Genomic DNA, 16352 nt, shown 5'->3' on the forward strand with positions numbered 1-16352 from the left:
CAGTCACGGCGTCTCGGGCTCGCCCTGGGCCGCGATCCGTGCCGCTTCGAGCGCCGCGCGCGCGTCGATCGTGCCCTCGGGAGCAAAGCGCTTGCTCGGGCAAAGCTCGTTCAGCGGGCAATGGCGACAATCGGGCGCCCGCGCCGTGCAGACGTAACGCCCGTGGAGCTGCAGGCGGAGGCCCACATCGATCCATTCGGTTGTCGGGAACAACCGGCACAGATCGACCTCCACCGCCGCTGGATCTTCCTCTTCCGTGATCCCGAGCCGGCGCGAGACCCGCGCCGTGTGCCTATCGACCGCGATTCCCTCCGCGATGCGGTAGGCATGAGCGAGCACGACGTTCGCGGTCTTGCGCGCCACGCCGGGCAGGGTGATCAGCGCTTCGAGCGTGCGCGGGACCTCGCCGCCGAACGCCTCGGTGATTCTGCGGCTCGCCTCGCGGATCGCGCGGGCCTTGTTCCGGAAAAACCCAGTCTCGTGGACGAGCCGCTCGACCTCGTCCTGCGGCGCCGCGCCGAGCGCGGCCGGCGTCGGGTACGACTGAAAAAGGGCGGGCGTGACGAGGTTGATCGTCCGGTCCGTGCTCTGCGCCGCGAGAATGGTGGCGACGAGGAGCTCCCAGGGATTGCGAAAATCGAGCTCGAGCCGCGGCGCGGGGATCGCCCGGGCGAGCCGCGCATGGACCTCCGCGGCCCGTTGCCCGAGCGGCGACGAGACAATCCCCGACGGCGGCGGCCCCTCCGGCTCCGCCGCGCCCTGCTTCACCCCGACGCGCCTGGGTTTGCCCACGTCGGAGCGTGATGCAAACGACGAGCCTCGCGCACGCGTTCGGCGCTCGGGCGACCTCGGACATTGTACGACCGGGAGGCGTGCCGCGGCCCATTGATGGGCTGGAGCGACTCCTGTAGGGTGCGCCGCCTGCCGAGCACCGGGGGGAGGGAGCCTCCGTGCGCCGGCCGAAAACGTTCGTTGAGGAGTCATTCATGTCGAAACGTCGGATGGGGCTCGGTGCCCCCTGGATCGCTTTTGTCTGGGCGATCGTGCTCCTGGCATTCGGGCCACGCGAGGCCCGTGCCGCCACGACCATTTCGGGCGGCAACGTCATCAATCAGACCTGGACCCTGGCCGGTAGCCCTTACATCGTGCAGGGCGACATCATCATCCCGGCTGGCACGAAGCTCACGGTCGAGGCGGGCGTCGAGGTCGAGTTTGCCGGGACCGACGCGCAAAGCTCCGGGCTCGACCCGACGAAGGTCGAGATGACGGTGCGCGGCACGCTCGACGTGAAGGGGACAGCGGCGAGCCCCGTGCTGTTTCGATCGCCGGCGACCTTTTACGGCGTCGTCGTCGACGTCGTCACGGCCGCGCTCCATACGACGAAGCTCACGGTCCAGAACTCGCTCTACGGCTTCCGGATCAGCGCGGGCACCGTGACGTTGAACGACTTCGTCACGCAGAACAACACCACCGCCGGCGTGCTCTTCACGGGCTCGGGCGGCGGCTCGATCACGAATGCGTTGATTCGCCAGAGCCAGGGGCACGGCGTCTCCGTGGCGCCCACGACCGGGACCGTGAACGTCTCGATCACGGGCACGGAGATTCAATCGAACACCCTCGACGGCGTGAACGTGTCGTCGTCCGGCATCGCGACGGCGAACGTGACGATCAACCAGGCGACGATTCACCAGAACACCAACAACGGCGTGACCGTGTCCGCCCCGGCGGGCGCCACGGCGAGCGCGGTCGTGAAGAACACGATCTTCACGAACAACAAGATCGGCCTCTATCGTAATGCCGCGGGCGGGACGACGAGCCTCTCGATGTCCTACGTGAACGGGTGGTCGAATACGACGGCCAACTGGCAAAACACCACGGCGTCCGATCACGTCACGTCCGTCAATCCGCTCTATGTCTCGGCGCCGACGAACCTCCGGCTCACCTCGAACTCGCCGAGCCGCTTCTACGGGGACATGGGCCAGGACATCGGCGCGCTGCCTTTCACGGGGGACCCGACGAACGGGCTGCTCGGATATCTCTGGACCGACACGACCCTGACCCTCGCGGGCTCGCCGTACACGGCGACGGGTGATCTGACCGTGACGCCGGGCGTGACCCTGACGCTCGAGGCAGGCGTGACCCTTCAGTTCACGCCGACCGACGCGATGGCGGATCAGAGCACGCCAAAATGCGCCCTCTATCTCCACGGCAACCTGGTCTCGAAGGGCACAAAGACGCAGCCAGTGACGCTGACGTCGACGGCCGCGGGCGTCAATCAATGGACGGGCGTGATGCTCCGCGAGCAGGCGACCCACGACGTGCGTGGGCTCGTGATCACGCGGTCGTTCTTCGGCGTGAGCATCGAAAAAGGCGCGCACACGCTCGAAGGATTCACATCCCACGGGAATCGTTACGGCGTCTACTACTTCGCCGGCGCCGGCTCGCTCTCGCTCTCGAATGCGGTGCTCCGGAACAATGAGCTCGAGGGGGTGAAGGTCCTCAACACCCCCGAATTCACGACGATTCTCAAGATCCGGAACCTGACGATCCATCAGAACGGAGGCACGGGCATCTCGATCGACGTGTCGGAGAAGGTGTTCACGGACATCACGAACACGATCGTGACGAACAACGTCTTTGGTGTGTGGCGCCAGGGCTTCAGCACCGCCTCGGTGACGCTCACGCACTCGGACGTCTGGAACAACACGACGAACTATTCCAACGTGACGGCCGGCGTGGGCGTCCTCAACGCGAACCCGTTTTATGTCGCGGCGCCGGCGGACCTGCGGCTCCAGAGCTTCAGCCCGTGCATCGACAAGGGCTACGCGATGGACGCGCCGGACAAGGATCTCGACGGCAACCCGCGCCCGCTCGACGGGGATCTCGTCAATGGCCCCGCGTTCGACATGGGCGCCTACGAGTACACGCCGCCGTCGGTGTGCGGCGACGGGCTCGTCGGCCTCGGCGAGGCCTGCGACGACGGGGCGGCCATGAACGGGCAATACGGCAAGTGCAACGCCGACTGCTCGGGCCCGGGGCCGCGCTGCGGCGACGCCCTCACGAATGGCCCCGAGGTCTGCGATGATGGCAATGCGTCGAACGAGGACGCATGCCTCGTGACGTGCGTGGCCGCGAGCTGCGGGGATGCATACTTGCAGATCGGCGTCGAGGCATGCGACGACGGGAACGCGATCGATACGGACGCGTGCACGTCGACGTGCGCGCTTGCCACGTGCGGCGACGGTTTCGTCCAGATGGGCGTCGAGGACTGCGACGACGGCAATGTGTCGAACGAGGACACGTGCCTCGCGAGCTGCAAGGTGGCGAGCTGCGGTGACGGGTTTGTCCAGATGGGCGTCGAGGAGTGCGACGACGCCAATACGACGGACGGGGACGGCTGCAGCGCGGTCTGCGCGACGGAAGGGCAGGGCGGTGCTGGCGGTGCTGGCGGAAGCGGCGGCGCTGGCGGCAGTGGTGGCGTTGGCGGTGCTGGCGGTGCTGGCGGAAGCGGTGGCGCTGGCGGAAGCGGCGGCGTCGGCGGAAGCGGTGGCGCTGGCGGAAGCGGCGGCGTTGGCGGTGCTGGCGGAAGCGGTGGCGCTGGCGGAAGCGGCGGCGTCGGCGGCAGCGGCGGACCGACGGACGAAGGCGGCTGCGGCTGCCGGACGGCGCCCGGAGCGACCGACGGCCCCCCGGGGCTCGCCTTCGTCGCCCTCTGCGCGCTCGGCCTCATCACTGCGCGCCGCCGCAGGGCTCTCGTGATGCCTAGCCTTTGAGCCATTCTCGTTCGAGCTCCCGGAGACGCACGTGCTCCGGGAGCTCGCGGTGAAGCGCCCGCATCACCGGATCCTCGATTCTTTCGAGCCGCCATTCGAGCCTACGAATCGCCTCCGCGAGCGCCTCTCGGGCGGCCGGCATGTCCCCGGTCGCGGCGCGCGCCTCGGCGATCGCGAGGCGCAGCGGGATCTCCGCATACCCCGCCATACCGCCTCGCGCTTCCATCCAGCGAGCGACGTCGTCCGCGACACGACGCGCTTCCTCCGGACGCCCTTCGCGGAGCAATGCCAGGATCAACGTCCTCTCGATCGACGGGCGCCAGCCGCGAACGTAGTCCATGAGCCCGAGGGCCTTTTCGGCGGCCTCTCGCGCTTCCACGACCCGCCCCTCGGCGAGGAAAACCCGCGCGAGCGCGCCGTACGACACGGCGATGGTGTCTTCCATCGCGCCCTGCTCGATGAGCAGCCTGGCGAGTCCCTCGACCTCCGCCCGCCGATCCGGCGCGTTTTGCTTCGCGAGCACGAGCATTCGATAAAAACGCGCCGTGGACACGAGGAACACGTCGTTCCTGCGGAGCGCGCTCCCGAGGACGTCCTCGATCGCTCGCTCCGCCGCGGCGATGTCGCCGAGCGCCGCGAGCGCCGCGCTCGACAGGCACACGCTCATGCCCCACCAATTCGAAGAGCACGCCGACGTATACAGCTCGATGCTGGCACGGGCGCGCGTGAGGGTCGCCCAGAGATCCCCCTCGATGAAGAAGGCGAAAATCGCCCGGGCCTGCTGGATGTGACCGGCGGCCAGGAGCTCGCCTTCCGGAAGGCGCGGGGAGAGCGCTTCCAGCCGCGAAAGCAGGCGCGCCGCGCGCTCGTGACTCCCCGTCATCCCGAGCCCAGCCGTGATCGATCCGAGCAGCAAAAGGCACGAGGCCACGGCATCCGGCGGAGGATCGACGTCCTCGAGGACGCGGACGAGCATGTCCACCTCGTTTTGCATGGTCCTGTTGACCACGATCACCAGGTAAGACGCCGCCGCCTCGTTCCAGGCGACGCTCCCCTCGGACAAGAGCGCCAGCGCTTCCTTGCCAATCCGAACTCCGTTTTGCCAGTCGAGGCGCCAGACGCAGGCCTCGAGCTCGAGCGTGAGGAGTTTGCCCCGCAGCTCGCCGGCGGCGCCGCACTGGAGGCCCCGCTCCGCGCGTGTCCACATTCCGTCGAGATCGTCCTGATGATACGATTGTTGCGCCGCGCGAAGGTAATGGTCCGCGGCCCGCGCGAGATCTCCGCCTGCACGCGCATGCTCGGCGAGCACCATGGGATCCGTCTCGCCCACCTGCTCCAGGTACGCGCACGAGAGTCGATGCCCGAGCACGCGATCCGCTTCGGTCAAGAGTCCATACGCGGCGTCGCGCAGGAGCGCGTGGCGGAACTCGTACTCCGTTTCACCGGTAAAACGACTTTGCGTGCGACGCTGGAGGACCTCGGCCTCGACGAGCTCGAAGAGCCGCTCGTCCGTCGACGACGCCTCGCGTGCTCGCCCGAGGAGCGTGAGCACCCCCCCGCGCCAAAACGTTCGTCCGAAGACGCTCGCCGCGGAGAGCACGCGCCGGCACGCCGGATCGAGGCACGAGAGCCTCGCCTGGAGCATCGCCAGCACCGTGTCGGGCTGCCCTTCCGCTTTGCCCTCGGCGGCCGCGCGGATGAGCTCCTCCAGGAACAACGCATTGCCCGCGGCCTGCTCCACGACACGCTTGACCGAGGCCGCCGGCACCTCGGGGCCGAGCACGGCCGTGACGAGCTCGCCCGCGGCGCTGTCGTGCAGCCCCCCGAGTCGGACGCGGTGGACGATGCGCCCCTGCCAGAGCTTCGGGAACATTTCGACGATCTCGGGGCGGGCGAGGGCCAGCACGAAAAAAGGCAATTCGCGCCGCTCCACGAGCGCCGCGTCGACGAGCTTCACGGTCGCGGGATCCCCCCAATGGAGATCTTCGAGCACCAGGAGGACGGGGTGTTCGACGCATTCGGCGGTGAGGAGATCCAGAAAGGCCCGCTGGATCTGCTCGTTCATGATCTTCGGGTCCCGGAACGCCGCGCGGAGCAGGGCGGTCGGCTCCTCCACGCCGACGCCGCACATCGTCGCCAGAAACTCGCTCACCCGTCTCTGCTCCGCGGGCATCACGTGACGCCCGACGCGCTGCCGGATCTTCTCTTCTTTTCGATCCGGCGGATCCCCGATCTCGACCTCGCAAAGCCTACGCAAGGCCTCGCCGAGCACCCCATACGGCGACCCCGCGCTGAGCGGCGCGCCGCTCCCGAAGAGCACCAGCATTTCGAGCGGGCGGGCACGCAGCCGACGCAAAAGCTCGTGCCGCAGGCGGGATTTTCCCATGCCGGGCGGCGCGACCACGAGCGCCCCCGCCGGCTCGGCTTGCTCGATGGATCCCTCGATCGCCGCGACGAGCAGGGCGAGCTCCCGCTCGCGCCCGACACATGGGGTCGGACGGCCCATGAGGAGACGCGATTCGTCCACCTCGATCACGCGCTCCTCGCAGAGGATCGGCGTTTGCCCGGAGAACGTGATGGCGAATCGAGACTCGAGCAGCTTGGCGGACAGTTCGTCCAGGAAAATGCCCGATTGCGATACCGCGGGAGGGCCGCCCATCTCTCCGTCCACCGGGGGGGTTTCGCCGGGCGCTACCCGCGAAAAGGCGCGCTCGATCGCCTCGCCGACGAGGACCTTTTCTTTCATCACCCCGCGGCCCGTGGTCAGGGCGACGCGGGCCGTGGGCCACGCCGCGTGCACGGCGAGCGCGCAACGCGCCGCCTGCGTGGCCAGGTCCACGGCGCTCTGCGCGGGCGTGACGACGACGACGAGGGCGCCGCTCGCCAGCCATTCGACGCGCGCACCCAGGCGGAGGAGGCGCGCGCGGAGGGCTTCCCGGAGCGAGCTCCATGCGGCCCGCGTGGAAGCCGTTTCCCCGCGGGGAGGCGGCTCCTCCCCCGGAATGGCCACGACGACGGAGAGCAATTGCAAAGCGTCGCCGCTGAGCGCCGCAGCGGGCGAGAAATCGACGCGTCGAGCCTCCTCGCCGACGTCGTCCGCGAGGCGCGTGGCCATGGCCACGAGCTCGTCGCGGAGGGCCACGGCGTCTTCCGGTCGACGCGACGGGTCCTTTTCGAGCATCCGCGCGATGAGGTCGGAGAGCGCCCGGGGGGTGCCGGGCCGGAGCAGCTCGACGCGGGGCACCTCTTCGAAGAGGACCTTGGCGAGCATCACGAGCGCGCTTGGCGCGAAAAACGGAGGTTTTCCGGTCAAACCGTGGAACGCGACGCAGCCGAGTGCGAACACGTCCGCGCTCGGCCGGAGATCCTCCTCGCCGCGCGCCTGCTCGGGGGCCATGTAGCCGGGCGTCCCGAGGAGAGCGCCGGGGCGCGTGAGGACCGTGGCGGAAAGGGCGCTGCGCGCAATGCCGAAATCGAGCAGCGTGACGCGATCGACGCGGCCGTCCCGCAGAAAGAGGTTGCTCGGCTTGATGTCGCGGTGGAGGATTCCCTTTGCGTGGGCGGCGGCGAGCGCGTTCGCCAGCGTGAGGAGCAAGGTCACGCAATCACGCACGTCGAGCGGCCCCTCGGCGAGGCGCTTGCCGAGATCGTGGCCGGAGAGCCATTCGAGGACGAGATACGGTCGGCCGTCCTCGGCTTTGCCGTGCGCGAGGTACGAGACGATTCCCGGATGCCCGAGCTGGGACAGGAGCCGCGCCTCCCGGTCGAAGCGGGCGGCCTGCTCGAAGCCGTTCTCGGCGGGATAGAGGAGCTTGAGCGCGACGAGGGCGCCGGTGTGGAGGTCGCGGGCGCGAAAGACCTCGCCCATCCCGCCCTTTCCGGCGAGCTCTTCGAGGCGGAAACGGCCCGCGACGACCTCCCCCGGGCCGAGGCGCGCGCGCCCATGGTGGGACCCGTTCATCGGCGGGGACATAGGTCGATCTCGTCGTTCACGATGGATCTCGAGCCCCCGCAATGTGCTCATTACCGCAGCCTACGCCAGTTCGTCAGCGATTTTCTTTTGCTCCGATCGCATTTCTTCGATGGCATGGGAGTCATATTTCTGACGGATTCGTCTATGGGTATCAAAAATCGTGGACGAACGGCGCGCGCTGCCGCGAAGGCGTCGACGCGGTACGAAGCATGTATTGTGATGCGAGCGACGGGTTCGAGGCGCGCGTGTCCGAGCGCTCGCCGGGAGCTTCGTGCACGGGGCCTGACAATTCAATGACCGTACAGGCGACGTCGCACGAATGCGTCGTTGACCCTCCGTCGAAGCCGTGTTTTCCTTCTCTTCGTAGCTTTCGCAGGTCACATCGGAAGCTGGAAAAGGCGGGGAGCGACGCCATGCCCATTCTTCTTCACCGCGTTTCCGACATCACGCTTTCGGAGATCACCGCCGGTTCCTCGGTCCTCGACGGCGCCGAGGCGTTGAGCCGCGTCTACGATTTCGGCAAGCACCCGTACTTCTCATGGATGCGAGCGCCTACGACGAGGCTCGAGGAGTTTCGCCGGAGCCAGGCGCCCTATTTGCACTTCGTTGAACATTTTTCCCGTGCCTTGACGGCCGTGCTCGCGCGCGTGCCTGCGATGGAGCGGCGCCTCGCCACCGTGTATGAAAACGTGGTCGAGGAGCACGGGCACGGTTCCCTCGAGGGCACGCACCGCGACACGTTCGCGGGGTACCTGCGCGCCATTGGCCTCGACGTGGCGGAGGCGGCGCGGGAGTGCCCGATCCGCGTCGCCGTCGCTTACCAGTCGCTCCTCGATTTCTGCCTCGTGAACCCTGCCGAGATGGGCGCCGCGGCCACGGGCATCGTCGAGTATACGCACATCAAGATATCGACGATGCTCGCCCAGACCATCCACGAGCGATTCTGGGGCGATCTCGACGCCCAGCGCCATTACCGCCTGCACGCGGAGATCGACGCCGAACACGCCGTCTCCCTGTTCGCGCTTTGCGAGGAGGGCTGGAAACATCCAGCGTCGGCGCGTCGCATTGCTTACGCGATGGCCTACGGGGTCCACGTGTGGTGGTCGTTGTTCGACGCGATGTGTCCGGCCGAGATTCTCACCCCGTCTGCAACGGATGGCATTCGCCCGCTGATCGACGGGGCTTTCGCCCGGGAGCCGGTTGCACCTCTCCACGCGGGCCGCAGGCATTGCGATCTGCCCGTGCGCATGAGGCACGAGGGCGGCGCGTGGCAGGCGGGGAGGGCGACGTCGCTCGGGCCCTTCGGGCTCGTGCTCGCCGGGGTTCGGCCGCCGCCGCTCGACGCCACGATCGAGGTATCGATCGACGGGCTTTTCAACGCGGTGCTCCCGATCCCAGGCCGCGTGCGCTCTCCGGCAGGCGAGCATGGTGGCTTCTGCGTCGAATTCGTGCTCGACAACGAGGCGCAACGCGCGGAGGTGCGAAACGCCGTGCGCGCGCGCCTCGTTGCCGAGCGTACCGTGACGCACGGCAGCGGCGCCGATGCGCTCCACGTAGTTTGACTGCGCCCGCACGGCGGTCGATACTCCGGCACGCGCCACGAGCGCACCTCCCTTGCCCGACGTCCGCTGTTTCACAGGGGATCGCGGGTGAACACGAGGCTTTTCGTGACGTCACGGAAAGATTCGCTTCGGCTGGAAAGATACCGACCGATATGAAGCTTTATTCGCATCCGCTGTCCGGGAATAGCCACAAGGTGCGCCTCCTGCTCTCGATGCTCCGCCTCGAGCACGAGGAGATCGTGGTGGACCTCCTGAACGGCGAACACAAAACCCCCTCGTTCCTCGCGATGAACCCGCTCGGCCAGGTCCCCGTGCTCGTCGATGGCGACGAGACGCTGCGGGATTCGCAGGCCATCCTGGTCTATCTCGCGCGGAAGTACGGGGGCGAGGCGTGGCTGCCCTCCGACGCGGCCGGGCTCGCCCGCGTCGTGCAGTGGCTCTCGTTCGCCGCGAACGAGGTCCATCACGGCCCGTTCCTCGCGCGGCTGCATTTCCTCCTCGGCGTCCAGCTCGATCTCGGCCTCGCCCAGGACCGGAGCCGCGCGGCCCTCGACGTCCTCGACGCCCACCTCGCCAAACGCGCCTGGCTCGAGCACGATCGGCCGACCATCGCCGATATCGCTGTCTTCCCGTACGTCGGCCTCGTCCGGGAGGGCAAGGTACAGCTCGACGATTACCGCAACGTCATTGCCTGGGTCGAACGTGTCCGCGCGCTGCCTGGATACGTGCCCATGCCGGGTCTTTGATTCGAATCGACGTGCTCGGGGCCAAGCTTTTGCGGGAGCGGTGAGCGACGCGTGAGGTTCCAGCTACCCGACAAGCGGTATGGGCGCGAGGCCGAGGTCTGGGCCTTGCTCCGGGCCTTCGAGCGCGCCGCCACCGGGGCGAGCGAGATCGTGCTCGTCTCGGGCTGGGCAGGCGCGGGAAAATCGACGCTCGTCGAGGAGCTCGGCGCCTCGCTCGCCGCCCGGCGCGGCCACCTCGTCGCCGGCAAATTCGACCAGTACAACCGCACCGTCCCGTTCGCCACGCTTCTGCGCGCGCTCGACGATCTGGCGCAGCGCGTGCTCGGCGACGGCGAGGGGGGCGATACGGCCGAATGGCAAGAGCGCCTGTACGAGGCGCTCGGCGAGGGCACGGCCATCCTCGTCGAGACGCTTCCGAGCGCGCGCTCGATGATCGGAGCGCCATCATCGCGATCGTCCGCGGCGACGTCGTCCTCGGCGAGCTCGGCGGATTCGCAGGCCCGGCTGGAGCATGCGCTCCTCAGGTTCCTTTCGGTCTTCGCGTGCCCTGAGCACCCACTCGTCCTGTTCCTCGACGACCTGCAATGGGCCGACGACGCCTCGCTCCGCTTCCTCCTGGCCGTCGCGGGTGATCCCAGCATTCGAAACACCTTGCTGATCGGGGCGTATCGCGATCAGGAAGTGGGCCCGGAGCACCCGGTCACCGCGGCGAAGGTCGCGCTCCGGCAGCGCGGCACGCGCCTCGAGGAGCTCGATCTCCCGCCCCTCGGGCCCGAGCACCTGGAGGCGATGATCGCCGACGCGCTCGATACCTCCGTGGGGCCCGAGATCCAGGCGCTCGCGGCCGAGGTGCACCGGCGCACCCGCGGAAACCCGTTTTTCGTGCGGGAGTTCCTCCGGTTCCTCGTGCAGGAGGGGTTCATCGCGGAGGGCGCGGCCGCCGACGCGCTCGCCTGGGATCTCGCGCAGATCCGGACGGCCCCGCTCCCCGAGGACGAGGTCGCCCTGATCGTCCGGGAAATGCGCAAGCTCCCGGCCGAGACACAGGCCACGTTGCAGATCGCCGCGTGCATCGGCGCGCTCTTCGACGTGAACGATCTCGCGGCGGCGCGCGGCACCACGGCGGCCGATGCCCTCGCGGCCCTTGCGCAGGCGCAGGGGAAAAATCTCGTCATGCCCGCCGATCCACGCAGGCGGATCAGCGCTGCGGACGGCGCGCCCATTCCGTTCCGATTCCTGCACGACCGCGTGCGACAAGCCGCCTACGAGCTCATCGGCGAGGACGATCTGCCGCGAATCCGGCTCCTCGTCGGGCGTCGTCTGTACGCCGACGCGCGCGCACGCGGCGTCATCGACGAAAAACTCTTCGAATTCGTCGAGCATCTGAATGCCGGCGCCTCGCTCATCACCTGTGCGGCCGAGCGTGACGAGCTCGCCCGGCTCGACCTCGCGGCCGGCGCGCGTGCCAAGGCGCGGACGGCGTACGACGCGGCGGCACGTTATTATGCGACGGGCGCGGCGCTCGCCCTCTCCGGGGACGATCCGACGCTCCTTTTCGCACTCCACCTCGGCCGAGCCGAATGCGTGTATCTGCGAGGACAGCTCGACGAGGCCGAGGCGCTGCTCGTCGCCTTGCCGGCCCCGCCACGAACGAGCACCGAAAAGGCCGCCGTGTGCCGGGTCCGCATGGCCGTCCGCACGACGCGCGGGCGCGCGGCCTCTGCCATCGAGGTGGGGCTCGACGCCCTCGCAGAGCTCGGCCTCGACATCCCGCGGGACGAGGCGGCCGCGAAGATCCTCGCGGAGAAGGAGCACGCCCGGGTGCGCGAGCGGCTCGCGGCGCGCGGGCTTTCCGTGCTGGCGGAGGGCGCGCCGCTCGAAGACCCGGACAAACGCGCCAAGCTCGAGATCCTCACGAACCTGCTCGCGCCGGCGAACCTGGTTCGGCCCGCGCTCTTCAGCCTCTGCGCGGCGATCCAGGCGAACATCTCGCTCGAACACGGGCACGCCGACGAATCCATTTATGGGTACATGCTTTACGGCATGCACCTCGCCACGTCGCTCGGTCGTTATGCCGAGGCGGGCGCGTTCGGCAAGCTCGCGCTACGGCTCGACGAGCGACGCGGCAGCGCGGGCGAGCCTTGCCGATTGAATTTCGTGTACGGCTCGTACGCCCATTTCCTCGAGCCCATCCCCGACGTGCTCGGATATCTCCGGAAAGCCTACCGCACGGGGCTCGCGACCGGCGATTACATTTATCTGTCCTACGCGTGCAGCCACATCGTGCTCTTGCGCCTCGCGCTCGGCGATCCCCTGAAGGACGTCGACGAGGAGGCCGAGCGGCTCCTCGCATTGATGGAGCGGACCAAGGTCGCCTCGTCGATCGCGGTCCAGACGCTGGTACGGCGCATCCTCGCGGCGCTCGCGGGGCGCACGATCGACGTGCGTTCGCTCTCCGGGGACGGCTTCGACGAGGACACGTTCGTCGCCTCCTTGCGCGAGCGAGGCGTGCATTTCGCGCTCTCGTGGTACCGGGCCGCGCGCATCACGCTGGCCTTCCTGAACGGCGACGACGAGGACGTGCTCGTGATCGCTGGCGAAGGCGGGGCGGGGGCGTGGTTTTACTTCGCCACCGATGCCGTGTACCTGACCTGCCTCGCGGCCGCGCGCCTCTGCGCCGAAGGGGTGAGCTCCTCGGACGAGCCGTACGCGACCTTCGGGCGAAACGCCGCGCATATCGCCGGTTGGGCGCGCGCCTGTCCCGCGAACTTCGCCCACAAGGACCTCCTCCTCGCCGCTGAGCGCACACGCATCGCGGGGGATCACGCCGCGGCGGGCCCGCTCTACGAACGCGCCGTCGAGGCGGCCGAGGCGGCGCGACTCACGCCTCACGTCGCCGTTGCCCGCGAGAGGGCCGCGGCGTTTTTCCGCGCCCGGGGCGACGAGGCGCGCGCGCGGATCCATGTGCACGGCGCGCTCGACGCGTATTCGCGCTGGGGCACGGATGCGCTCGGCGAGCGCGTGCGCCAGGAGCACGCGGATCTGCTGCTCCACGAGGTGATCACGGAGAGCGAGACGGAAGCGCGCGGGCGGCCGGTCGTGGTCGTGCCGTTCGCGCTCGGCGCGCTCGTCGCCGAGGTGGTGCTGGCCGTGGCGCCCGCCTTCGAGCGGACACGCGACGCGCTGCGAATCGAGCAACCCGAGGAGCTCGGGTTCATGGAGAGCGACGAACCGAAGGTGCGCTGGCTCCTGCTCCGCGTCTTCGGCGGGCGGGCCTTGCGACCGCGCCCCGGGAGCGTCGCGTTCCGGGTCCGACAGGGGCGCGAGGGGCGTCTCGGCGACGCGCCATGGGTGGGGTTCGAGGTGACGGACACGGACGACACGATGGATGTCGTGTCGATGGAGGACGTGGCCTCGGTTTGCCGGGAACTCGGCGGATACCTCGCGGTCGAGCGTGGGGACTTCGGCGCGCGCTCTACGGTCGTGATCCCGATGTTCCACATGGGCCCCGACGGCTGACGCGCGACGTCAAGCCTTTTTCCTACGCTCGACGAGCTGACCGAGTCCATCGAGGACGCGGTCCATGCCAAACCGATACGCCGCATCGGCCTGATATGCCCCGCCCTGGGCCGCGCCCGCCGCTTCGCCGATGCGCGTGGCCCGCGGAAACTTCGTGGGATCGACGACCCGGCCGATGAGCTCCGCCTGCGCCTCCCACCACGCCGCGTCGGTCATCGCCGTGGCCTCGGGGAGCGCCGCCGCCTCGGCCGCGCTGCGCGCGTTCGCTTGCACGAAGCCGAGGACGAACGTGAGCGCCGCGTCGACCTCGACGTCCGACAAACCGAGGCCGTCGAACGCCGATAGTTCGTACTCGTACTTCGTGATCACGCCCGGACCGAGCGGCGGGCGGCTCGTGGATGCGTGGATCAGCCACGGATGCGCGGCGTGGAGCGCGCGGTTCTGGTTCGCGACGGAAAGCACCCGCTCGCGCCAGCCGAGCCCGTCCCACGCCGGCCGATCGGCGCGGAGGTACACCGCGTCGAGCATCAGCTCGATCAGCTCGGTTTTTCCTCCTGGCACATACGTGTAGACGGACATCGGGGACGCGCCCACGGCCTGCGCCACCGAGCGCACCGTGACCGCGTCGAGCCCCTGTTCGTCGGCGAGCGTGATCGCAGCCTCGACGACCCGGTCCACGGTGAGCGACGGCCGCGGCCCCCGCGTCCGCGAGGGTTCCAGGCTGTGCCGCCACAGAAGCGAAAGCGTGCGCGCGGGATCCGGGGTCGCGGGTTTGTTCGGCGGCATGAAATCGGTCTCCAGCCCCTTGACGAAAACTACGTACTACGTACACTGTACATTGTACACAGTTGATGTCCACCTTCACCAGGGGCCTTCCCGAGGATCGAGGAACACACGCATGCAAGCAACCACCGCGTCGGCAATTTCGCTCAACGTCAAGGATGTCGAGGCTTCACGCGATTTCTTCGTGCGGCACATGGGGTTTGCCCCGGCGATGGCGGCCGACGGCTTCGTGTCGATGGCCCGCAAGGACGTCGGGTACAACCTCATCTTCCTGCGCCAAGGGCTCTCCTCGCTGCAGCCGGAGACGCTGAAGCACGCGCACGCCGGCGGCTTGCTCCTCGCGTTCGTCGTGGCCGACGTGGACGCCGAGGAGGCGCGGCTGCGCGAAGAGGGCGTGTCCATCACGACGCCGCTCCAGACCGAGCCGTGGGGCGAGCGGTTTTTCCAGGTCACGGACCCGAACGGGATCCTCGTGCAGTTCGTCCAGTGGATGACGCCGCCCGAGGCATAACCGCCCTCAAGGCAAGACCGTCACCACGATCCGCGACGAGAGCCCGCCGAACCGCGCGAGGACCTGACCCTCGCCCTCGTCGAAGGCCACCGCATACCCGGCATTTTCCGGCGCGCACGCCGTCTCCGCGCCCGTACACGCAGGCGGACGGCGCGGACCAAGCGCGCCCGTGAACGACCACGCAACGGGCGCGCGTCCGAGCGAGAGGCGCGCTCCCGCGTCGTCGAAGGCCTGGAGCTCCATGACGAGCAAATCGCCGCGCTTGGCGGCCTGGGTCGTGTCGACGCGGACGCGGCTCGGGCGGCGCACGTCGAGCACGACGACGCCTTGCTCACAGGGGATCCGCACGCGGCCGGGATCGACGGCCTCGTAGGTCTGGCCCGCGGGATCGAAATGGACCGGCGCGCTCGGCCGGGCCTCGGCGATGCGGCATGCGCCGCGGGCCTTGGGCACCTCGTCCCGCGCGCCCACGGCCACGAAATACACGGTCTCCGGCGGCTTCGCGCAGCCCGCGAGCGCGCCGAGCATCGTCGCGAGGAAGGCGGCACGGAAGAGCGGTTCGGCGCAAGGCATCGGGAGCGCGCGAGTATCGCTCGATCGGGGCCGCGTGATCAACGTCGCGCCGCGGAGAGCAAGCGCCGCCAGACACGCTCGGTGCCGCCTTCGAGCGGCGCGTCGGCGAGGCGGATCGCGGCGTAGGTTTGGCTGGGCAACCCAGCGATCGGGCGACCCACGAGGCCGGACGGCAGGCGGCAGAAATCGTTGACGATCGCGAGCCCGGCGCCGAGCCGCGCAAGCCGCAACGTGAGCGGCCAGCCGCGCACCTCGACGGCCACGTCCCAGCGCACGCCCGCGGCGCGGAGCGACTCCTCGAGCATCACGCGTTGCGGCTGGCCCTCGGGCGGCACGACGAGCGCGGCGCCTTCGAGATCGGTGAGCTCCACGCGCTCCTTGGAAGCGAGCGGGTGGCTCTCGGGCACCACGAGCATCTGCCCGACGACGGCGAGCGGCTCCACCACGATCCGCGGCGGCCGCGTTTCCAGCGGGAGCACGCCCACGTGCGCCTCACCCGTGCGCACGGCCGCGAGCGTGCCCGCCGCGTCCCGCACGAGCAGCGAGAGCGGCGTGCGCGCATCACGCACCGAGCGCTGCACGGCCTCGCCGATGAGGTAGAGGTACGCCCCTTCGCCCGCGGAAAGCACCACGCGCGCGCGCGGCCTCCCCACGCGCAGGCCCTCGACGAACTCGACCTGCTGCGCAAGCGTCCTCCGCGCATACGCCGCGACCCGCTCGCCGCCGTCCGTGAGCACGAGGGCGCGGCCGACGCGGCGGTAGAGCGGCGTGCCGACGACCTCCGCGAGCTTCTGCACCTGTGCATGCAACGCGGGTTGCGAGAGGCCGAGGGCGCGGGCGGCGTGCGTGAAGTTCTTGTGTTCGGCGAAGGCGGCGAAGGCGTAGAGCCAGGAGGTCTCCAGCATGACTATC

At 69.1% G+C, this 16352-nt stretch carries 10 protein-coding genes; 5 read left to right on the plus strand and 5 right to left on the minus strand.

Going from position 1 to position 16352, the window contains the following annotated elements; all coding sequences use genetic code 11:
• Positions 1 to 3 precede the first annotated feature (3 nt).
• The gene (nth, locus tag KEG38_RS38730) at positions 4 to 792 is read right to left on the minus strand and encodes an endonuclease III (protein ID WP_272425473.1); all 789 of its coding nucleotides are present in this window, start codon (positions 790 to 792) and stop codon (positions 4 to 6) included.
• A 194-nt stretch (positions 793 to 986) separates the two neighbouring features.
• On the opposite strand from nth, the gene KEG38_RS38735 reads away from it, so the two are divergent.
• Positions 987 to 3773: a DUF4215 domain-containing protein gene (locus KEG38_RS38735; protein ID WP_272425474.1), complete on the plus strand. Its 2787-nt coding sequence runs from the start codon at positions 987 to 989 to the stop codon at positions 3771 to 3773.
• On the opposite strand, the gene KEG38_RS38740 is transcribed toward KEG38_RS38735, so the two are convergent.
• Positions 3763 to 7734, minus strand: coding sequence for a protein kinase domain-containing protein (locus KEG38_RS38740; protein ID WP_272425475.1), 3972 nt, complete (start codon positions 7732 to 7734; stop codon positions 3763 to 3765). The genes KEG38_RS38735 and KEG38_RS38740 overlap by 11 nt on opposite strands.
• Before the next feature lie 425 nt (positions 7735 to 8159).
• On the opposite strand from KEG38_RS38740, the gene KEG38_RS38745 reads away from it, so the two are divergent.
• The 3 genes from KEG38_RS38745 to KEG38_RS38755 all read left to right on the plus strand — a co-directional run bounded on the left by KEG38_RS38745 (position 8160) and on the right by KEG38_RS38755 (position 13573).
• Positions 8160 to 9308 (plus strand): iron-containing redox enzyme family protein, encoded by a 1149-nt coding sequence (locus KEG38_RS38745; RefSeq protein WP_272425476.1) that lies wholly within the window; start codon positions 8160 to 8162, stop codon positions 9306 to 9308.
• 152 nt (positions 9309 to 9460) lie between these two features.
• Positions 9461 to 10054: a glutathione S-transferase family protein gene (locus KEG38_RS38750; protein ID WP_272425477.1), complete on the plus strand. Its 594-nt coding sequence runs from the start codon at positions 9461 to 9463 to the stop codon at positions 10052 to 10054.
• Between the two features lie 51 nt (positions 10055 to 10105).
• Positions 10106 to 13573 carry an ATP-binding protein gene (locus tag KEG38_RS38755; protein WP_272425478.1) on the plus strand — a complete coding sequence of 1156 codons (3468 nt, stop codon included), beginning with the start codon at positions 10106 to 10108 and terminating at the stop codon, positions 13571 to 13573.
• Between the two features lie 9 nt (positions 13574 to 13582).
• Here the strand turns inward: KEG38_RS38755 and KEG38_RS38760 are convergent, their stop codons facing one another.
• Positions 13583 to 14359: a TetR/AcrR family transcriptional regulator gene (locus KEG38_RS38760; RefSeq protein ID WP_272425479.1), complete on the minus strand. Its 777-nt coding sequence runs from the start codon at positions 14357 to 14359 to the stop codon at positions 13583 to 13585.
• A gap of 112 nt (positions 14360 to 14471) precedes the next feature.
• On the opposite strand from KEG38_RS38760, the gene KEG38_RS38765 reads away from it, so the two are divergent.
• Positions 14472 to 14867 (plus strand): VOC family protein, encoded by a 396-nt coding sequence (locus KEG38_RS38765; RefSeq protein WP_272425480.1) that lies wholly within the window; start codon positions 14472 to 14474, stop codon positions 14865 to 14867.
• A 6-nt stretch (positions 14868 to 14873) separates the two neighbouring features.
• Here KEG38_RS38765 and KEG38_RS38770 read toward each other — a convergent pair whose 3' ends face one another.
• Together KEG38_RS38770 and KEG38_RS38775 are read right to left on the minus strand one after the other, a co-directional pair.
• Entirely contained in the window at positions 14874 to 15440 is a 567-nt protein-coding gene (locus KEG38_RS38770; protein ID WP_272425481.1) for a hypothetical protein, read from the minus strand.
• A gap of 38 nt (positions 15441 to 15478) precedes the next feature.
• Positions 15479 to 16345, minus strand: a complete 867-nt coding sequence (locus tag KEG38_RS38775) for a LysR family transcriptional regulator (protein ID WP_272425482.1) — start codon at positions 16343 to 16345, stop codon at positions 15479 to 15481.
• Between the last annotated feature and the right edge of the window lie 7 nt (positions 16346 to 16352).

This window comes from Polyangium jinanense (assembly GCF_028435265.1).
Lineage (GTDB): Bacteria > Myxococcota_A > Polyangia > Polyangiales > Polyangiaceae > Polyangium > Polyangium jinanense.

Bases quoted from the DNA above. Each gene is read 5' to 3' on its own strand.
- KEG38_RS38735 (WP_272425474.1), top strand. From the start codon at position 987: ATGTCGAAACGTCGGATGGGGCTCGGTGCCCCCTGGATCGCTTTTGTC.
- KEG38_RS38740 (WP_272425475.1), bottom strand. From the start codon at position 7,734: ATGAACGGGTCCCACCATGGGCGCGCGCGCCTCGGCCCGGGGGAGGTC.
- KEG38_RS38745 (WP_272425476.1), top strand. From the start codon at position 8,160: ATGCCCATTCTTCTTCACCGCGTTTCCGACATCACGCTTTCGGAGATC.
- KEG38_RS38750 (WP_272425477.1), top strand. From the start codon at position 9,461: ATGAAGCTTTATTCGCATCCGCTGTCCGGGAATAGCCACAAGGTGCGC.
- KEG38_RS38760 (WP_272425479.1), bottom strand. From the start codon at position 14,359: ATGCCGCCGAACAAACCCGCGACCCCGGATCCCGCGCGCACGCTTTCG.
- KEG38_RS38765 (WP_272425480.1), top strand. From the start codon at position 14,472: ATGCAAGCAACCACCGCGTCGGCAATTTCGCTCAACGTCAAGGATGTC.
- KEG38_RS38770 (WP_272425481.1), bottom strand. From the start codon at position 15,440: ATGCCTTGCGCCGAACCGCTCTTCCGTGCCGCCTTCCTCGCGACGATG.
- KEG38_RS38775 (WP_272425482.1), bottom strand. From the start codon at position 16,345: ATGCTGGAGACCTCCTGGCTCTACGCCTTCGCCGCCTTCGCCGAACAC.